This is a genomic window from Paenibacillus montaniterrae (genome assembly GCF_018403185.1).
GTDB classification, from domain to species: domain Bacteria; phylum Bacillota; class Bacilli; order Paenibacillales; family Paenibacillaceae; genus Pristimantibacillus; species Pristimantibacillus montaniterrae.
Window position 1 is genome coordinate 288,167 of the sequence record NZ_BOSE01000004.1, and the last position, 17,508, is coordinate 305,674.

Annotated in this window: 13 protein-coding genes and 1 tRNA gene; 2 read left to right on the forward strand and 12 right to left on the reverse strand. The window is 45.2% G+C overall.

Annotated elements, in window-relative coordinates:
* Positions 1–36: 36 nt before the first annotated feature.
* From lonB to KJS52_RS12880, 6 genes are all read right to left on the reverse strand, one after another.
* Positions 37–1,743 carry an ATP-dependent protease LonB gene (gene lonB / locus KJS52_RS12855; protein ID WP_213515657.1) on the reverse strand — a complete coding sequence of 569 codons (1,707 nt, stop codon included), beginning with the start codon at positions 1,741–1,743 and terminating at the stop codon, positions 37–39.
* A 224-nt stretch (positions 1,744–1,967) separates the two neighbouring features.
* Positions 1,968–3,077 carry a flavodoxin-dependent (E)-4-hydroxy-3-methylbut-2-enyl-diphosphate synthase gene (gene ispG, locus KJS52_RS12860; protein ID WP_213515659.1) on the reverse strand — a complete coding sequence of 370 codons (1,110 nt, stop codon included), beginning with the start codon at positions 3,075–3,077 and terminating at the stop codon, positions 1,968–1,970.
* A gap of 87 nt (positions 3,078–3,164) precedes the next feature.
* Positions 3,165–4,427 (reverse strand): ATP-dependent protease ATP-binding subunit ClpX, encoded by a 1,263-nt coding sequence (gene clpX, locus KJS52_RS12865; RefSeq protein WP_213515661.1) that lies wholly within the window; start codon positions 4,425–4,427, stop codon positions 3,165–3,167.
* 31 nt (positions 4,428–4,458) lie between these two features.
* Positions 4,459–5,046: an ATP-dependent Clp endopeptidase proteolytic subunit ClpP gene (gene clpP, locus KJS52_RS12870; protein WP_213515679.1), complete on the reverse strand. Its 588-nt coding sequence runs from the start codon at positions 5,044–5,046 to the stop codon at positions 4,459–4,461.
* 238 nt (positions 5,047–5,284) lie between these two features.
* Complete coding sequence (tig, locus tag KJS52_RS12875) at positions 5,285–6,574, reverse strand: trigger factor (RefSeq protein WP_213515686.1); 1,290 nt, start codon at positions 6,572–6,574, stop codon at positions 5,285–5,287.
* Between the two features lie 100 nt (positions 6,575–6,674).
* Complete coding sequence (locus KJS52_RS12880; protein WP_246563498.1) at positions 6,675–7,619, reverse strand: hypothetical protein; 945 nt, start codon at positions 7,617–7,619, stop codon at positions 6,675–6,677.
* A gap of 156 nt (positions 7,620–7,775) precedes the next feature.
* Here KJS52_RS12880 and KJS52_RS12885 point away from each other — a divergent pair.
* Positions 7,776–7,852 (forward strand) — tRNA-Arg (locus KJS52_RS12885).
* A gap of 244 nt (positions 7,853–8,096) precedes the next feature.
* Here KJS52_RS12885 and KJS52_RS12890 read toward each other — a convergent pair.
* The 6 genes from KJS52_RS12890 to KJS52_RS12915 all read right to left on the reverse strand — a co-directional run bounded on the left by KJS52_RS12890 (position 8,097) and on the right by KJS52_RS12915 (position 16,470).
* A complete protein-coding gene (locus KJS52_RS12890) occupies positions 8,097–10,670 on the reverse strand; it encodes a cellulose binding domain-containing protein (protein WP_213515688.1) in 2,574 nt (857 codons plus the stop codon).
* Between the two features lie 143 nt (positions 10,671–10,813).
* A complete protein-coding gene (locus KJS52_RS12895; protein ID WP_213515691.1) occupies positions 10,814–10,972 on the reverse strand; it encodes a hypothetical protein in 159 nt (52 codons plus the stop codon).
* Positions 10,973–10,986: 14 nt separating this feature from the next.
* The gene (locus KJS52_RS12900) at positions 10,987–12,138 is read right to left on the reverse strand and encodes a Ger(x)C family spore germination protein (RefSeq protein WP_213515693.1); all 1,152 of its coding nucleotides are present in this window, start codon (positions 12,136–12,138) and stop codon (positions 10,987–10,989) included.
* Complete coding sequence (locus tag KJS52_RS12905) at positions 12,131–13,234, reverse strand: GerAB/ArcD/ProY family transporter (protein WP_213515695.1); 1,104 nt, start codon at positions 13,232–13,234, stop codon at positions 12,131–12,133. The genes KJS52_RS12900 and KJS52_RS12905 overlap by 8 nt, the downstream gene beginning before the upstream one ends.
* Positions 13,235–13,244: 10 nt before the next feature.
* Entirely contained in the window at positions 13,245–14,747 is a 1,503-nt protein-coding gene (locus KJS52_RS12910; protein ID WP_213516164.1) for a spore germination protein, read from the reverse strand.
* 178 nt (positions 14,748–14,925) lie between these two features.
* Positions 14,926–16,470: a glycine betaine uptake BCCT transporter gene (locus KJS52_RS12915; RefSeq protein WP_213515697.1), complete on the reverse strand. Its 1,545-nt coding sequence runs from the start codon at positions 16,468–16,470 to the stop codon at positions 14,926–14,928.
* Between the two features lie 407 nt (positions 16,471–16,877).
* Here KJS52_RS12915 and KJS52_RS12920 point away from each other — a divergent pair, with 407 nt between their 5' ends.
* On the forward strand, positions 16,878–17,495 hold the full coding sequence (locus KJS52_RS12920; protein WP_213515700.1) for a bifunctional transcriptional activator/DNA repair enzyme AdaA: 618 nt from the start codon (positions 16,878–16,880) through the stop codon (positions 17,493–17,495).
* Positions 17,496–17,508: the final 13 nt, after the last annotated feature.

The following is a 17,508-nucleotide window of genomic DNA, read 5'->3' on the forward strand; positions in this document are numbered from 1 at the left end:
CAGCACCTCCATTCTTTATACTCTTCCTTCATCTTATCATTCTAATGAATCTGCCTGCAAATATGGATAGGTTGGCTTGTTAAAAAGATTGAGCCTCCACTGCTCCGTTTGCTCCTCCTCATTCCAATTAGCAAGCTCAGGAAATACATGGGCAAGCACTTCCTCGATTCGTGAAACAGCAATAACCTGCAGCCCATTCAAATCAGCAAAAATTTCCTGCCAGTTTTCCTTAGGAATAATAACACGAATAGCGCCAGCTTGGAAGGCTGCTTCCACTTTTGCCAACACGCCGCCTACTGGCTTAACATTGCCGTGAATGCCGATTTCACCAGTCATCGCCAAGCGATTGTCGATTGGAACCTGCAAAATAGCTGATGTTATGGCTGTTGCCATCGCAATGCCTGCCGAAGGTCCATCAACTGGCGAGCCGCCAGGAAAATTAATATGTAAATCATAATCCTGCGGATTCAATCCTTTCAGACGCAGCACAGTCAGCACATTTTCGATTGAGCCTTTTGCCATGCTTTTACGGCGCAGCGTGCGCGAGCCACCGCCCAGCTCTTCCTCTTCCACCACTCCCGTAATCGTAAATGTGCCCTTGCCCTTGGCAGCAGGTATTGCACTTACTTCAATTTCCAGCAGCGCTCCCATACTTGGGCCATACACAGCAAGTCCGTTCACGTAGCCGATCTGCGGACGCGATGGAACCTTCCGCTCTGGACGCGGCGGAATTTGACTGCTGTTGACAACCCACTCAATATCAGTTGCATAAATTTTGTCGCGCTTCTCCGACAAAGCGATGCCAGCAGCGAGCTGAATAATATTGACCGCTTCCCGACCGTTGGTTGCATACTGCTTAACCACCTCAACCGCTTCAGGACAAGGCGGGAAGCCGATTTTCATGACAGCATTGTTGGCAATCTCCGCTACCTCGTCAGCCAGCAACGGACGGAAATAGACCTCCATGCAGCGCGAACGGATCGCAGGAGGAATATCCTGAGGCGAGCGAGTGGTAGCGCCTACGAGGCGGAAGTCAGCCGGCAAGCCGTTTTGAAAAATATCGTGAATATAGGTCGGGATATTGCTATCCTCCGAATTATAATACGCACTTTCCAGAAAAACTTTGCGGTCCTCCAGCACCTTCAATAGTTTATTCATCTGCACATGATGTAATTCACCAATCTCGTCAATAAACAAAATGCCGCCATGCGCCTTGGTCACCGCACCTGGCTTTGGCTGTGGAATGCCGGCAACGCCCATCGCTCCTGCTCCTTGATAGATCGGATCATGCACCGAACCAATTAGCGGATCGGCTATGCCGCGCTCGTCAAAACGTGCAGTTGTCGCATCGATCTCCGTAAACTTGGCGCTAGGCAAAAACGGCGAGGCAGCATTGCGTTTTGCCTCTTCCAGGACGACACGAGCGGCCGCTGTTTTCCCGACGCCGGGCGGACCATAGATAATGACGTGCTGCGGGTTGGCGCTGCACAGCGCTGCCTTGAGCGCCTTCAGACCGTCCTTCTGACCGACAATATCGTCCATTGACTGCGGTCTCGTTTTTTCGGCAAGCGGCTTCGTTAAGGAGATGGAACGCAGCTTGCGCAGCTTCTCCATCTCCTTTTTCGATTCTCGATCAACAGCTGCCTTGTTCAGCTTCTGATTACGCAGCAAATTGAAAAAGTATAAACCGATTACTACCGCAAAAAATACTTGGATTACCATAAGCAAGATGCTCATATCCATATTGAACTTCACTCTCCTATTTATTTAGATCATTCACTCGAATTTCACATATCTCTAGTATTACCCTCTAGCAGATGGAATAATCTTGCTGAATAGAAAAAGAAGAATCAGTTTCACAAAAAAGCGATCACTGCATTGGTATTGCCGCAATGATCGCTTTTCATTATGCAAATATGCAAAAAAGCTCCAACAGCTTGCTGGAGCTCGAAGTATAAAATATAGAATTAGTTCTTTACATGCTCTTTTCGGCCAGGAATTTCACCTGTTTCTTCGTAAATGCGAACAATTTCGTCGATTTCCTTTTTCAGTTCTGTTACAAGCTCAGCCTCTGGCACTTTGCGGATCATTTGTCCATAGCGGAACAGCAAACCTTCGCCTCTAGCTCCGGCAATGCCGATGTCGGCTTCACGCGCTTCTCCAGGTCCGTTAACGGCACATCCCAGAACGGAAACTTTAATAGGAACTTTAATTTTGGAAATATATTCTTCTACTTCATTGGCTACAGAGAACAAGTCGATATCGAGACGACCGCAGGTCGGACAGGAGACAAGCGTAGCAGCGTTCGTAATCAAGCCGAACGTTTTCAGCAGCTCGCGTGCTACCTTTACCTCTTCCACTGGATCGGCAGACAAGCTGATGCGCACTGTATTGCCTATTCCCATAGACAGCAATGCGCCAATCCCTGCGGAGCTTTTAATCGTTCCGGCATGAAGCGTCCCTGCTTCTGTAATGCCAAGATGCAGTGGATACTTGATTACTTCAGCCGCCATCGAGTATGCTTTGATCGCCATCGGCACATCAGACGCTTTTAATGACACGATAATGTCGTGGAAGTCGAGCTCCTCCAGGATACCAATATGGAATAGCGCACTTTCTACCATCGCTTCTGGAGTCGGATAGCCATACTTCTCAAGCAAATGATTTTCCAATGAACCGGCATTAACCCCGATACGAATCGGGATTCCTTTTTCCTTGCACGCTTTGACAACCGCTTCTACCTTTTCGCGACGACCGATATTTCCTGGATTAATACGCACCTTGTCGATACCATTTTCAATCGCGCGCAAAGCAAGACGATAGTCAAAATGAATATCAGCCACTAGCGGGATATGGATACGCTTCTTAATTTCTTTAATTGCATCTGCAGCTTCAATATTGTTGACGGTTACGCGTACAAGCTGGCAGCCCGCTTCCTCCAACCGTAAAATCTCTGCTACGGTCGCTTCCACATTCGCTGTTTTCGTTGTACACATACTTTGAATAAGCACTTCATTGCTGCCGCCAATCGTTAGATTGCCAACCTTGACAGGTACAGTATTCTGACGTAAGTACATACTTATCTCTCCCATAAATGCCAAAGTCCACCTCTTGCTCAACTGCTTTAAGCTTGAGGTGGTGCCTTTGACGATATTCAAGTGACGTTACGCACTTTCTTCCTTCTTGCCGTTCTTTTTCTCAGTGCTGCTAAGCTCAGGAACGATTTTGCTTGTTACGGTTTCCTCCGTAATGACGCATGTTGTCACATCATCACGCGATGGCACCTCATACATCAAATCAAGCATAATGCCTTCGATAATCGCGCGCAGGCCGCGTGCACCTGTGTTTCGCTTAATCGCTTCCTTGGCAATTGCTTCAAGCGCCTCAGGCTTGAATTCAAGCTTGACATTGTCCAGCTCAAGCAGCTTTTGATACTGCTTGACAAGCGCGTTTTTCGGCTCGGACAAAATACGAACCAGTGCTGCTTCATCAAGCGGCTCTAGAGTAGAAATGACTGGCAAACGGCCAACAAACTCTGGAATCAAGCCGAACTTGAGCAAGTCCTCAGGCAATACCATAGACAAGTATTCGCCTGGCTTCAAGTCCTTGGTCAATTCGCCAGATGAATTAAAGCCAATGACCTTTTTACCGATTCTGCGTTTAATAATTTGCTCAAGGCCATCAAACGCGCCGCCACAAATAAACAGAATATTGGTTGTGTCAATTTGAATAAACTCTTGATGCGGATGCTTTCTTCCACCTTGTGGCGGTACGGAAGCAACTGTACCTTCAAGAATTTTCAATAGCGCCTGCTGAACCCCTTCACCCGATACATCGCGTGTAATGGAAGGATTTTCAGACTTACGTGCAACTTTATCAATTTCATCGATATAAATAATACCGCGCTCTGCTTTTTCAACATCATAGTCAGCAGCCTGGATCAGCTTCAGCAAAATGTTTTCAACATCTTCGCCGACATAGCCTGCTTCTGTCAACGATGTAGCATCAGCAATCGCAAAAGGCACATTTAAAATTCTAGCCATCGTTTGCGCAAGCAATGTTTTACCAGATCCTGTAGGACCTAATAGCAAAATATTACTTTTTTGCAACTCTACATCTTCAATTTTGCTGCCTGTGTTGATACGCTTATAGTGATTGTAAACCGCTACCGCCAAAGATTTTTTCGCAAAATCCTGGCCGATAACATAGGAATCAAGCGTTGAACGAATTTCCACTGGCTTCGGAATATTTTTCAAATCCACTTCTTCCTCTTGACCTAGCTCCTCCTCAACGATTTCGGAGCAAAGATCGATACATTCATCACATATATAAACGCTAGGACCAGCAACGAGCTTGCGTACTTGCTCCTGCGATTTGCCACAGAAAGAACACTTCAATTGTGTCTTCTCATCATTAAACTTAAACATTGATTCACCCCTTCAGCTCAACAGTTTTCAATTAACCTACTGGCGCAGTAATGACTTTATCGATCAATCCATATTCCACTGCATTTTGTGCACTCATGAAATTGTCGCGATCGGTGTCACGGTCGATTTTTTCATATGGTTGACCTGTACGCTCTACGTAGATTTCATTCAGCTTTTGCTTTGTCTTTAAAATCCAATCTGCATGAATTTTAATATCAGAAGCTTGCCCACGTACGCCGCCTAGCGGCTGATGAATCATGACCTCTGCGTTCGGCAATGCAAAGCGCTTGCCCTTCGCACCAGCAGTAAGCAGAAGAGATCCCATGCTTGCAGCCATCCCCATACAAATCGTGCTTACATCAGGTTTAATATACTGCATTGTATCGTATATTGCCATCCCTGCAGTTACAGAACCACCAGGTGAATTGATATAAAGATGGATATCCTTTTCAGGATCTTCAGCAGCTAGAAACAGCAGCTGAGCAATTACTGAATTTGCCACATCATCATCAATCGCACTTCCAAGAAAAATAATACGATCCTTAAGCAAGCGGGAATAAATATCGTAAGATCTTTCCCCACGATTCGTCTGTTCAACAACGACTGGAACTAAGTTCATGCGATCAACCTTCTTTCAATTTAGACTTTATGCGAACACTTCTATTGTATCATGTTGGAATGATGATGTCATTTTTTCATCAGTCTTTAACAATTACAATCGTTATATGTATACGAACTTTCTCAAACGTTATGTATGGTGAATTTTAACATTGTCAGTACGCAGCGCCGAAGTTTAAAAATAAGGCACGCTGGACACGTGCCTTATTTATTACGTCATTGATCGTGTGTATATCAGCTTAAACTGCTACGCTGTTGTCAACAAGGAATTGAATTGCTTTGCGAAGCAGCAAATCCTCAGTCAGGTTTTCCATGTTACCATTTTGCGTAAAGATGCTGCGGATTTCCTCTGCAGGACGGTTATACGCTTTGGACAGGTTTTCCAGCTCTTCGTTAATTTCCTCTTCGGAAACTTCAAGCGATTCAGCTTTAGCTACTGCTTCCAGCACAAGGTTGTTCAATACGCGTTTTTCTGCATCGCCTTTCATTTGGTCGCGAAGGGCCTGCTCGTCTTGACCAGAGAATTGGTAGTACAGATCAAGCGTCATGCCTTGCATGCGCAGGCGATTTTCGAAATCTTGCAGCATGTAGTTTTGCTCAGTTTCCACCATTGCAGCCGGAACCTCTACAGTAGCTGCTTCAGCAACCTTGGAAATCACTTCTGTTTCTTGAGCTTGCTTAGCTTCTTTTTCCTTAGTTTCTTGCAGTTTGCTAGCCAAGTCCTTTTTGAACTCTTCAAGCGTATCAAACTCGCTTACATCTTTAGCAAATTCATCATCAAGCGCAGGCAAAGATTTGCGTTTCAGCTCATGCAGCTTCACTTTGAATACTGCAGGCTTGCCCGCAAGATTTTCTGCATGGTAGCTTTCAGGGAAAGTAACTTCAATATCTTTGAAATCGCCTAGCTGCATTCCAACTACTTGCTCTTCAAAGCCTGGGATAAATGAGCCTGATCCCAGCTCAAGCGAGTAACGCTCAGCTTTTCCGCCTTCAAATGGAGCATCGTCAACAAAGCCCTCAAAGTCGATGATCGCGATGTCGCCATCTTGTGCAGCGCCTTCTTCAACTACGTTTAGCTCAGCGTGACGTTGTTGCAAACGCTCAAGCTCTGCTGCAATTTCTTCCTCTGTCACTTCTGCAGATACTTTGGAAACCTCTACGCCTTTGTACTCGCCAAGTGTTACCTCTGGCTTAACTGTTACTTTAGCCGTAAAGATAAACTCTTGTCCTTTTCCAAATTGTGTAACATCGATTTCCGGGCGATCAACAGGCTCGATGCCTGTTTCCTTAACGGCTTCGGAATATGCCTCAGGCAATAGAATATCAATTGCATCCTGATACAGGCTTTCCACGCCAAATTTCGCTTCAAAAATTGCGCGAGGCACCTTACCTTTGCGGAAGCCAGGTACGTTAACCTTTGCTACAACCTTTTTGAATGCTTGATCTAGAGCTGATGATACTTTGTCTGCACCAACCTCAACATTTAATGATACAGTGTTCAGCTCTATTTTTTCCCAAGTTGCTTTCATTTTATGCTTTCCCCTCCAAAAATGCTCATGCATTACATGTTTTCACGTCTAATAAACCACTCTATTATATACAAGTTACAACTTCTTTTCAAGGCATGAATTAACCAAGCTCCTGCAAATAGAGCGCAACGTCTCGAATTATGCGGCTAGCCTGTTCATAGCGGAAGCGATATTCGTCCGTAATTCCATATATTTCACGGATATCGTCCTCTATCGCGCGCCCGTAAACAATGAGCTGAATCGTCGTATGCAGCCCGGCTGCAAAGCAATCCTCGATATATTGATCCTCATCCAGCATCCATCCGTAGCTGCGCGTACCATACAAGCATTGCAAGCATTCCATCCATAGCTCAGTGACAAGAATTGGCATCGTTACATCGACCGATTCCAGCGCAGAGATTGCTTTTTCCAAAATCGCATTTACAGACGGCGGAAACTCATTTAGCGTGAGCGGTGTAGCCTCTATCTCGAGTATTACGCGCTCTCCTAAGCGATCCAGCTCGACCGTACCAGTCGCGCCTCTTTTTTTCAAGGTTTGCAGCGCTTTGAACTGCAGCGCAGGATGAAGCTCCTCTGTTGTCAGCCACTCAATCAATTGCTCGTCAAGCTGATCAGACTCAATAAATTCCGCACGCTCAAGCGCCAGCATATGCTGATCTGTCGAAGACGCGTCCCTAAGCAGGCTTATAATTTTAGCGCTTGCCTCCTCAGAGCTGATTGAGCCGTAATCGCCTAGGGCAGCACGTCTAAACTGCTGCTCCAGCTCTTCATTTCCATCCAGCTCATCGGCAGCATCGCCGTTGGGAAATGCTTGCTCCAGCCAGCTTAGCAGATTCCCCCATTCAAGCGCATACTGCCGTTCGTCGCCCTGGCATTGCAGCAGAAAGCGCAGCAGCTCCTTCGCTTCCTCATACATTTCCTTTTCAAGAAATTGAGTTAGCTGAAGCTGGTACTGATCGAGCATTGAAGGAAATAAATATACATTGTCTGATTGATTTTGCTTTTTACTTGGTTGATCTGAAATATTAACACCGCCTAACCGCACATGAAATAAGGCTTTTTGAACAAACTTTTACTCTATCTATCGTCAAATTATAGCATGATGTAAACAAATAAAAAATCAGCTCCGAAAATTTTTTTTATTTTTTTCCGAAAAAGATATTGTCAATTCAAAAATTGTCTGTTATATTATTAGACATGCGTCTCAGTAGCTCAGTTGGATAGAGCACTCGCCTTCTAAGCGAGTTGTCGGGGGTTCGAATCCCTCCTGGGACGCCAGTAGAACGATTTGAGCCTTGGCTTTATACATAAGAAAACGCCTGAACCCCTTTATATGATTGGGATTCAGGCGTTTTTGCTATTAGGCTAGGTTAATGTTAAATTGCACCAAAACAACTCCCGGCAGCCACCCCTTTGGGAGATATGCGATCAATCTCAACCAAATCAGCCAAGCCGATTTCCAGCTTCTCTAAAAAGAAAGTACCTCGTCCTCGACTTCGCGGCTCCAAAGTGAGCACTCCGTTTATGGCTCAATCCCCCATACAAGCTGACCGTTCAAATAGCCGGTTACCTGTTCATGATTGGCGAACTGATTGGCGGTTGCATGAAACGAGTAATCATCAGCCTGGTTGTAATTGGACCAGTCGTTTTTGGAGAAGCGAGCTTGAATTTCTGCGCTTTGCCCAGGGTTAAGCGTTCCAGCAGCGCTCGTAAAGCCAATTTCCAAGTAATAGTCAGCTCCGGCAACCGGATTATCCAGCTTCACAAATTGGCTGGTTACGTTCGCACTGCCGATGCTGGCCCAGTCGCTCCAGAAACTTTGAGCTTTCTCGCCATCAATCGTGTAATAGTAGCGCAATTTTACATCACTAAGCTGAATCGCCGAATCCCCGTTATTGATAATTTTAAATTTAGGCGAAATTCCGTTCGTAGAGGCGCTCGTATTGCCATTGAAGGCTTGAATCGTTAACTCCGCCGCGGGTGCAGGGACGCTGCTGTCCACAACATTTACGGTAAGCTCAGCGTTGTTTCCTCCATTAAACTGGAAGGTGATCACATTTGCGCCAAGCGACAGCGTTGCAAGATACGATTTATTTAAAACGACCTCAGTGCTTGAAGCCACGTAGTCTTGTCCCGCTTGTAGTGTATCATTGCCATTGACAATGCTAGTCAGCTGATGCCCATCTAATGAAAGCGTTACGGCAATATCCTGCTGCAAATTTACCGCTTTATCAAATGTCGCATTTACAGGAGAAATCGCAGCGCTTGGTGTCGAATCGACTACTTTCACCTTCAATACCGGATCTTGCCCTTGATTAAAATCAAAGACAATCGAATGCTCGCCAACCGGAAGTTGAGCAAGGTATTCTTTTTTCAGCAGCAGCGTGCTTCCATTCCATGTATAATCCTCGTTCTCGCTCAATGCATTTCCGCCTGCGCGAATCGCGTTTAGTGTATTGCCGTTACTATTCACGGTTATCGCTTTGTCGCTTTGATTAGGCGCATACTTGTCAAATTCGACGCTAACGGGAGAGATCGACGCACTCGGATTAGGATTTTCAACCTTCAAATTAGGCAGCTCGTCCAAGGTAATCACATAGTCGCTTTGATAAAGCGTCGTCAGAGTTGCTGGATAGTTAAAGGCGGTGCTCATGAGATGCTCGCCATACCATGGGCAGAAGTAGAGCCAGCCCGCTTTTTCCTCTATCAGATTTTGCAGACTTGGTACGGTATCGTTCTCTGTCATCGCTACCATTTTCGTCCCGTCGGTTAAGTCTACGAGCTGATAGAAAATTGAAGTAATCGCATCCTCATTAGGCACGCCCGACAAGCCGTCATAACGATTGTAAATGGTATTGTATTTATCATAGCCAACAATATCTACTTGATCGTCGCCAGGATACCAAGCAGGAGAAGTGCTATATACATAGCTGTTGTAGGTCCAGATTAAATTGTGCACGCCGTATGTCTCTGTCAGCTCGGTATAGAGCAGATCCCACAGCTGCTTGTACACATCTGCGCCTGCTGAAGCCCACCAGAACCACGCGCCTTCGCCGTTCAATCCGCCGTTGCCCTCCGCCTCATGATAAGGACGGAAAATTACCGGCACATTGTTTTCCTGCAGGATGAGCAGCTGCTCCGCCAAATCCTCAATCGTCATCATCACATACTGATATTCCTTCGTACCAGGAATGACTGCATTTGCTGTATTAAAATTCGTTTCTGTCGGCTTGTAGGTGGCTTCCTTCCAATCTACAAACTCCCCGAGCTCATAAGAGTTAAAGTCGCGCGGCACATTGATATGCCAGCAGGCTGTCGCAATCCCGCCGCGGTTATTCACCCAATCGATCATTCGATCGGTTGTGCCGTCCTCCCAGCCGTATAATGGATTATAGTTCATAAAATCGAAGCCGCGGATCGCCGGATATTTTCCGGTCAAATTGTAGATCCAGTCAAATTCCAGCTCAAAATTGCCGTCATTGCCGCCGCCATAAATTTCCTGCTGACCGGATATAATATGATTGCCGTAAACGTCCGTTAAATAATTCATCAATAGCTGTGTTTCAGGTGTCGCGAGAGGGTCGGAAAGGACTGGCTGCACATCAAGGGGATCAAGATCGGCAAAATCTACTGTGAAGGTGTCAAAATAAGCGAAGCCCCAGCCAGCCTTCAGTTGGATGGTGTTGCTTCCTTGCGTCAGCTTGTGAAAGCCAAAATCGAAATTGGACCACTCGGTTGTATACGGCAGCATGTAGGAGCCCTTCGTAGCGCCATTAACCGTTAAATATTGAAGCCTGCCATCAGGACTAAGCTCCTGCATATATCTAGTTGAGATCTCATACATGCCTGTTTCCGGAACGGTTACCGTGAAGGTAATCGTACCAGAGTTTTGCATCCAGACAAATCCGTCACCCGAGAAGCCGGGCTTAGGCTGTCCGTAAATTTGAGTCACTACTTGAAGATCTGAGGTGAGCTGTGCGTCTTCTCCTTCAATCGTGAAAAGGACGCTGTCTGCTTGAACGGGGACAACCATTAATCCAAGCAATAAAGCTAGTGTAACGATAAATGCGCTCGACTTTCGGAACAAACGTTTCATTTTCATCTTTCCTTTCCATGTAAAAAAATGATAAATAATTGTTCTATCTATCAGATCATGGTAGCGCTTTCAAATAAAAGATAGCATATTCCCCAATTTTTGTAAATATATCGACATAGAAATTTTTTACATTTCATTTTTCGCTACTCTTCTTCCTCCTTCTCCTGCGGCTGCTTCCAGGGCGGATCACCATATGTATGCAAATATCGGTTAATATAATGCACCAGAAGTGGAATTGCGATTAACAATAACGTACATAGGATGACGATTGGATTAAGCAGCAGGTCATAGCGAAGCTCCATCTTGATTCGCTCCTTTATTTTGATTTGGTGACGGTGCCTATTGTTGTAACTTTCACATCAACCTTTACATTAATGTTGCACTGACTATATATAAATTCGCCGCGATCCCAGTCATCGCCGTATTTTTTCCACAAATGATACTGCTGCTCGTACAGCTTGCTGCCAAACCCTAAAAAATCTGAGCGATATTCATTTTGTGATTTGTCAATAACCCGGGATATATACTGTTTTATTTTGTCTTCCACCTTCAATTTGATTTCTTCGTTTAATTGCTCCATCATTTCTACTTCCTCCAGACCTGATTCTCCGATTACGCCTTTAACAGATATAATGAGATCAAACATGGGCAAGCCGTGCGGACCTTCACTCACTTTAATCATGCGACGAAACTCTCGCACTTCGAACAGCAGCTTTCGCTGATCAGTATTCAGCTCCAACGAAGCCGTTCTCACCGTGCCCAAAATCATATTTCGCCCGGTCGTTTCGGCCTCGTTCAAATATCCGATAAGCCTATGATCTCTCCCGTTAAATACGGCAGCTCCAGAGGTAGAAATTCTGTCCCCTTCTACCTTATGCACTCTTGGCAGCGCATAGCTTGAATTAGACAAAAGCAAATCATGCAGATCGCCTATATTAGTAGGCGGCGTTATTGATTCACTCTTATCGGGGTTTTCTTGCGTCGAGCTTATATATTGTACAGGCAGCGTCTCAATCCCCGATCTGATTTTCAACATATCACTCGCCTTGCCATTGGAGATCATAATTTTAGAGGCTCTCCGGCTTTCATGATCTCGCACAAATACGTCCAAAATATCTCCCATATGTTCTGTTCTAGCCAATTCATCGGAAATGATAATGACTTGATTGTGGGCCAAGTAGGGCGAGCGGCTCATTTCATTAGACATATTGCGCGCTGCCTTAAATACTGTGTCCGCGGTTGAGGTAAGGTTAATATACGGACTGCCTCCTTCATCCTTTTGCCCGCTGCCCCCTTTCATTTGCACGGGCAGCACAATTTGAAAGGTGAGTGCAATTTTCCCATCCTCTGCGACATCCAAAGCAGATCCGACAACAAAGCCTCTCTCTTCAATTTCAATTTGGTCCCAGCAGCCTGTCATAAGCAATAAAAGAGCAGCAGCAAGCATAGCTTTAATTAATTTATTCATGCGCTCTTCCTCCCTTAAGTTTGACCATTAGAAGCAGCAACGCTGGAATGAACCACGCAACGCCAATTCCAAAATAGCTGATCCAATCTGCAAATATATGCAGCTCATACAAGCCGCTAGGCAGCAAGCCAATAATGTACATCAACGGCAGCAACGCAGTGATGATGCTGATCCTTCGAGCCTTTGGAAAAATCGACATCACACCCACGATTGCGACATCAAGGGCCATTACATTGGTACAGAATAAAGAGATTAGCCAAATGACAAAGAAGAAAAACTCAAATCTTTCAAATACTTCTCCCGGAACCTCAACCTCCTTTGCCAATTCAGCTATCGGATATAAGGTGTGCTCTGTTACAACTGATCCAAAAACGGCGATTACAACAATAAAAAGCAGTAAATACAAAACAGTTGAAATCATTACTCCATAAACGATGGGCGCTGTTGCCTTCTTCTTTTTGAAAACGAAAATGTTATAGAACAACATAATTTCTACGCCTAAATAGGATAGTATCGTTTCTTTGGACGCTTGTAATATACCAGTAAAATCCGACTTCAATACAGGGAGCAGATGATGAACGTCAAAGCTCCCAATATTCAAAATAACGATTGCTAGCAAAATACAAACCAGTACCGGAAAAAACAGCAGGTTCAATCTTACCAGCGCGATGCTTGGACCGGCGACGCCATATGCAAGCACCAGCAAGAAGATAAACCCGATAAATTCCTCTGGCGTGTTATCAAATAAATACAGTCTTGTAATTGTCGATACACCGCGAATTTGATAGCTGACAAATAATAAAAAGTATAGGGTGAAGCAGAGCGTTAATATATGTGCTGCTTGGCGATTGACAATACGAGTCACCATCGTATGATAATGTTCGCCCGGAAAAGACTCCCCCAATTTCCCGATCAGCCATGCAAATAGTATGGCCACTCCGCCCCCAAGCAAAACAGAGATCCAGCCGTCTGAGGAGACGGTCGTTTTGACAATGGTATTTGGCAGCGTCAGGATGCCGAAGCCAATAATCATATTGCTTACCGTATATACAATTTCTTTATTGCTCATTTGCTCATTAATCAATTCGTTTTTCATAAATTAACTATCACCGCTTTTTTGCCCGATGAGTGTCACCAGGCTTCATAAATACCGGCCTTTTTGTCAGCCAGGTAACAGGCACTCGCAAAAACATATCCTTCCAATCTCCTTTAAAGGACGGCGCTATTGGAGCCAAGTAGGGAACGCCAAAGCTGTGCAGCCTTATGAGATGAAGGCAAATCATAATAAACAGCATCACGATTCCGTACAGGCCGAGAAAGCTGGCAGAAATCATTGTGATGAATCGCAGCATGCGAAAGGAAATGCCTGCGCTAAAGGATGGGATCGCAAAAGACGAAATTGCCGTTAACGCTACAATAATAACCATAATCGGACTGACAATCCCCGCTTGAACGGCCGCTTCACCTATGACAAGCCCGCCTACGATGCCGATGGTTTGACCGATAGGCTTCGGAAGACGAATACCCGCTTCGCGCAGCAATTCCAGCGTCACTTCCATTAACAGGGCTTCGATAACTGCCGGAAAGGGCACGCCTTCTCTGGAGGCAGCGATTGAGACAACAAGCTTGAATGGTATCATTCCTGGATGAAACGATAGAATCGCAATATAAAGAGCTGGTAAAAATAGCGTAGCGAATACAGCTACCAGTCGAAGCAGCCTTATTAATGAGCCGATAACCCATCTTTCATAATAATCCTCCGGTGAATGCAGCAAGGAAACAAATGTAAATGGCAACAAGAGCACAAACGGAGTTCCATCCAGCAAAATCGCCACCTTCCCTTGCAGCAGTGCTGCTGTTACTTTATCTGGGCGTTCTGTGTTAAGAATTTGCGGGAACGGAGATAGCGAGCTGTCTTCAATCCACTGCTCTATCGTTCCCGATTCTGGAGCGTAATCCAGATTCAAAGATTTTATTCTACGCTCGACTTCATTAACCAAGCTAGAGTTGGCAATCCCTTTAATATAAACGATGCACAGCGTTTGCTTTGATCTTCTGCCGATGGTGTGGGGCATGATCATCAGCTCTGGTTGCTTGATATGTCTTCTCAGCAAGGATATATTGGTCTCGATACTTTCTGTAAATCCTATGCGAGGTCCGCGAACGAGCGCCTCTGTTTGCGGCTCTTCGATACTGCGTGAAGGCCAGTCCCGGCTTTTAATCATTAATGCTTCATCAGCACCATCAAGCAGCAGCACAGCATCTCCGGATAATAAAAAAGACATGATCGTTTCCCATTGGCCAGTACGTGCAGGCACCTGCAAAGAAATCATTTGATTCTCAATATCTTGTAAAGCCTGAGTCGGATTGAGAAGAGACTCAACGGACATGCTCGTATTTTGCTGGATAGGATTAATGACCTGTTCCTTGAGCAGCAGCTGATCAGACAGGCCCTCCAAGCTAACAATAGCTGCTTTATATTTGCTGCCTCCAACTGCTATCACTTTAGTGGTCAAATCGCTAGGATCATTCAAAAGAGTATTTAGTGCTTTCAAATTTTCATAAAGATCAGTCGAGAGTACGTCCATTGTTTCTACCGTATGTTTCATATCCAAAGCATTCCCTCCAAACCAATCAATTGCTTTTATCGTTTCCAGCCAACGCTTTTTTATCCATACATTTACGTTGGCCTGCAGCAGAAGCCCGTTGCTAGCAAGAAAAACCTCGAAACCGTAAATAGGCTTCGAGGTTGTTAGAGGCATATCTGGGCAGCGAAGTCGCTCCGCTTTAATTGGGATTAGGTTGCAAATTTTCCTCCAGCAGTCGTCTCAGCTTTTGGCGCTGCAGCTTTTCTTTTTTGCGCCGTTCCTTATCCTCAGCCTGCAGCGCTTTAAGCAAGGAAAAGCACATCCCGATCAATACAATTGCAAAAGGCAGAGCCGCTACAATGGAGGCTGTCTGCAGTCCGCTTAAGCCGCCGCTGAGCAGCAGCGCAACCGCGATTGCGGATTGCAACACGCCCCAAACAAGCTTAACCTTGTTGCTCGGATTCAAATTGCCATCCGTGGTCAGCATGCCGAGCACAAAGGTTGCGGAATCGGCGGATGTAATAAAAAATATCGTAACTAAAAGTGTAGCGATAAACGCAATAATGGTGCCCAAAGGAAGGTTCTCAAGTGTAACAAAAAGCGCTATCGTTGTATCCTGCGCCACCACGTCTGATAAGTTGACCACATTAAACATTTCTAAATGCAGACCTGTACCGCCAAATACGGAAAACCAAATGAAACCGAACAAGCTCGGAATAATAATGACATATATAACAAATTCCTTGATTGTTCGCCCTTTTGACACTCTCGCTATAAATGTGCCGACAAATGGGGCCCAAGCAATCCACCAAGCCCAATAAAAAAGCGTCCACGCCCCGATCCACGTATCTCGGGAAAACGGAGTCAGCCTTAAGCTCATATTCATAATATTTTGCAAATAGCTGCCCAGCGAGGTCGTAAACGTTTCGAAAATAAACGAGGTTGGTCCAACTGCCAATACAAACAGCAGCAGCAAAACGGCGATTATAAGATTCGTATTGCTTAAAATTTTTATCCCTTTGTTCAGGCCTGTAGTCGCTGATACCAGGAACAGCACAGTCACGATTACGATAATGATGATTTGCGTAACGGCCGAATTGGCAATTCCAAACAAATGATTGAGCCCGCCATTAATTTGCAGCGTTCCCAGCCCCAATGAGGTTGCAACACCAAATACAGTAGCGATAACAGCTAAAATATCAATTACTTTCCCCAGCCAGCCATCAACTGCGCGTTGTCCAACAAGCGGAATAAATGTAGAGCTGATTAAGCCTTTATAGCCTTTGCGGTATTGAAAATAAGCAAGCGCGAGACCTATAATCGTATAAATCGCCCAAGGATGCAGTCCCCAATGAAAAAACGAGTAACGCATTGCCAGCCTTGCCGCTGTTGGCGTTCCTCCTTCTGCGCCTTCAGGCGGCGAAATATAATGGGAAAGCGGCTCTGCTACTCCCCAAAATACGAGCCCAATCCCCATGCCAGCGCTGAACAGCATCGACAGCCAGGTCAGCGTAGAATATTCAGGCTCGTCATCGTCATCGCCTAAGCGAATCGCCCCAAAGCGGCTAAACGCCAAGTAAAACGCAAACAGAAGAAAAAACAAAGTAGCCATTAAATAAAACCAGCCAAAATTTTGAATGGAAAAATTGTATGCCTGGTTTGCAACAGTAGCCAGTTGCTCAGGCGCAATAATGCCCCACAGGGCGAAGAGTGTTACGATAATAATCGTTATCACAAATACCATATGTATCCTCCCATCTAACTCCAGCCAATGTCTGCTTCATGTCCTTCACAGTATGCGCATGTTGAACGTTGTTATGCAGATGCTTGTTGCAGCATGAATGCGAGGACTTGAAACCAATTAAGCTCGGCTCCGTACTATTTAGTTAAAGGAGAATGATGGAAATGAAAAGAAAATTCAGTAAGAAAACAATTGAAAATGGATATTGGCTGGATGTAATGGTGGAGCTGCTTGTCTATCTCCCGCGCCTAGTCATGCGCTTATTTAAATCGGGTTTTAATTAGGCCGTCAGATATCACAAGAAATTGATTGGCGAGCTCGCTATTAATTTCACTATCTTGCTTTTACATTCCAATTCGCATACAAGCACCTCTATTTAGCGCTATACTAAAGAAGGAGGTGCAAGCAGCATGTCAAAAAATAAAGAAGCTGAAGCTGAGCTATTTAAAGGCAGCAGCAATGAACATCAGCAGCCCTTGTTAACGCCTGTATCTGATGAGCAATGGCAAGCCATTACCGATAATGATTCAGCATACGATGGCCAGTTTTTTTATGCAGTGAAAACGACGGGGATTTTCTGCCGCCCTTCCTGTAAATCCAAATTGCCGATCAGAGAGAACATTTGCATGTTTTTAACGGCAGAGAAGGCGTTAAACGCCCGCTTTCGTCCCTGCAAACGCTGCAAGCCTACTGGAAGCCGTCTGCCTGACGAAGAATGGATTGATCTCGTAACCAGCTATATAGATAGCCATTATCAGGAGCCGTTATCGCTCGATACGCTTGCTCAGCTTAGTCATGGTTCTCCCTATCATTTACAGCGCATCTTCAAAAAAGTGAAAGGCATAACGCCTGTTTATTATATACAGCAGCAACGAATAAACGCAGCCAAAGCGATGCTGCGCGAATCAAATTTGCCCATTACTGAAATTGCGTCCCTTGTTGGCTTGCCCAACACCTCTTACTTCATCACCTTGTTCAAGCAAAAAACAGGGCAGACGCCAGAGGCGTATCGAAAAAGCCGCAAATGATAACAAGGAAGTG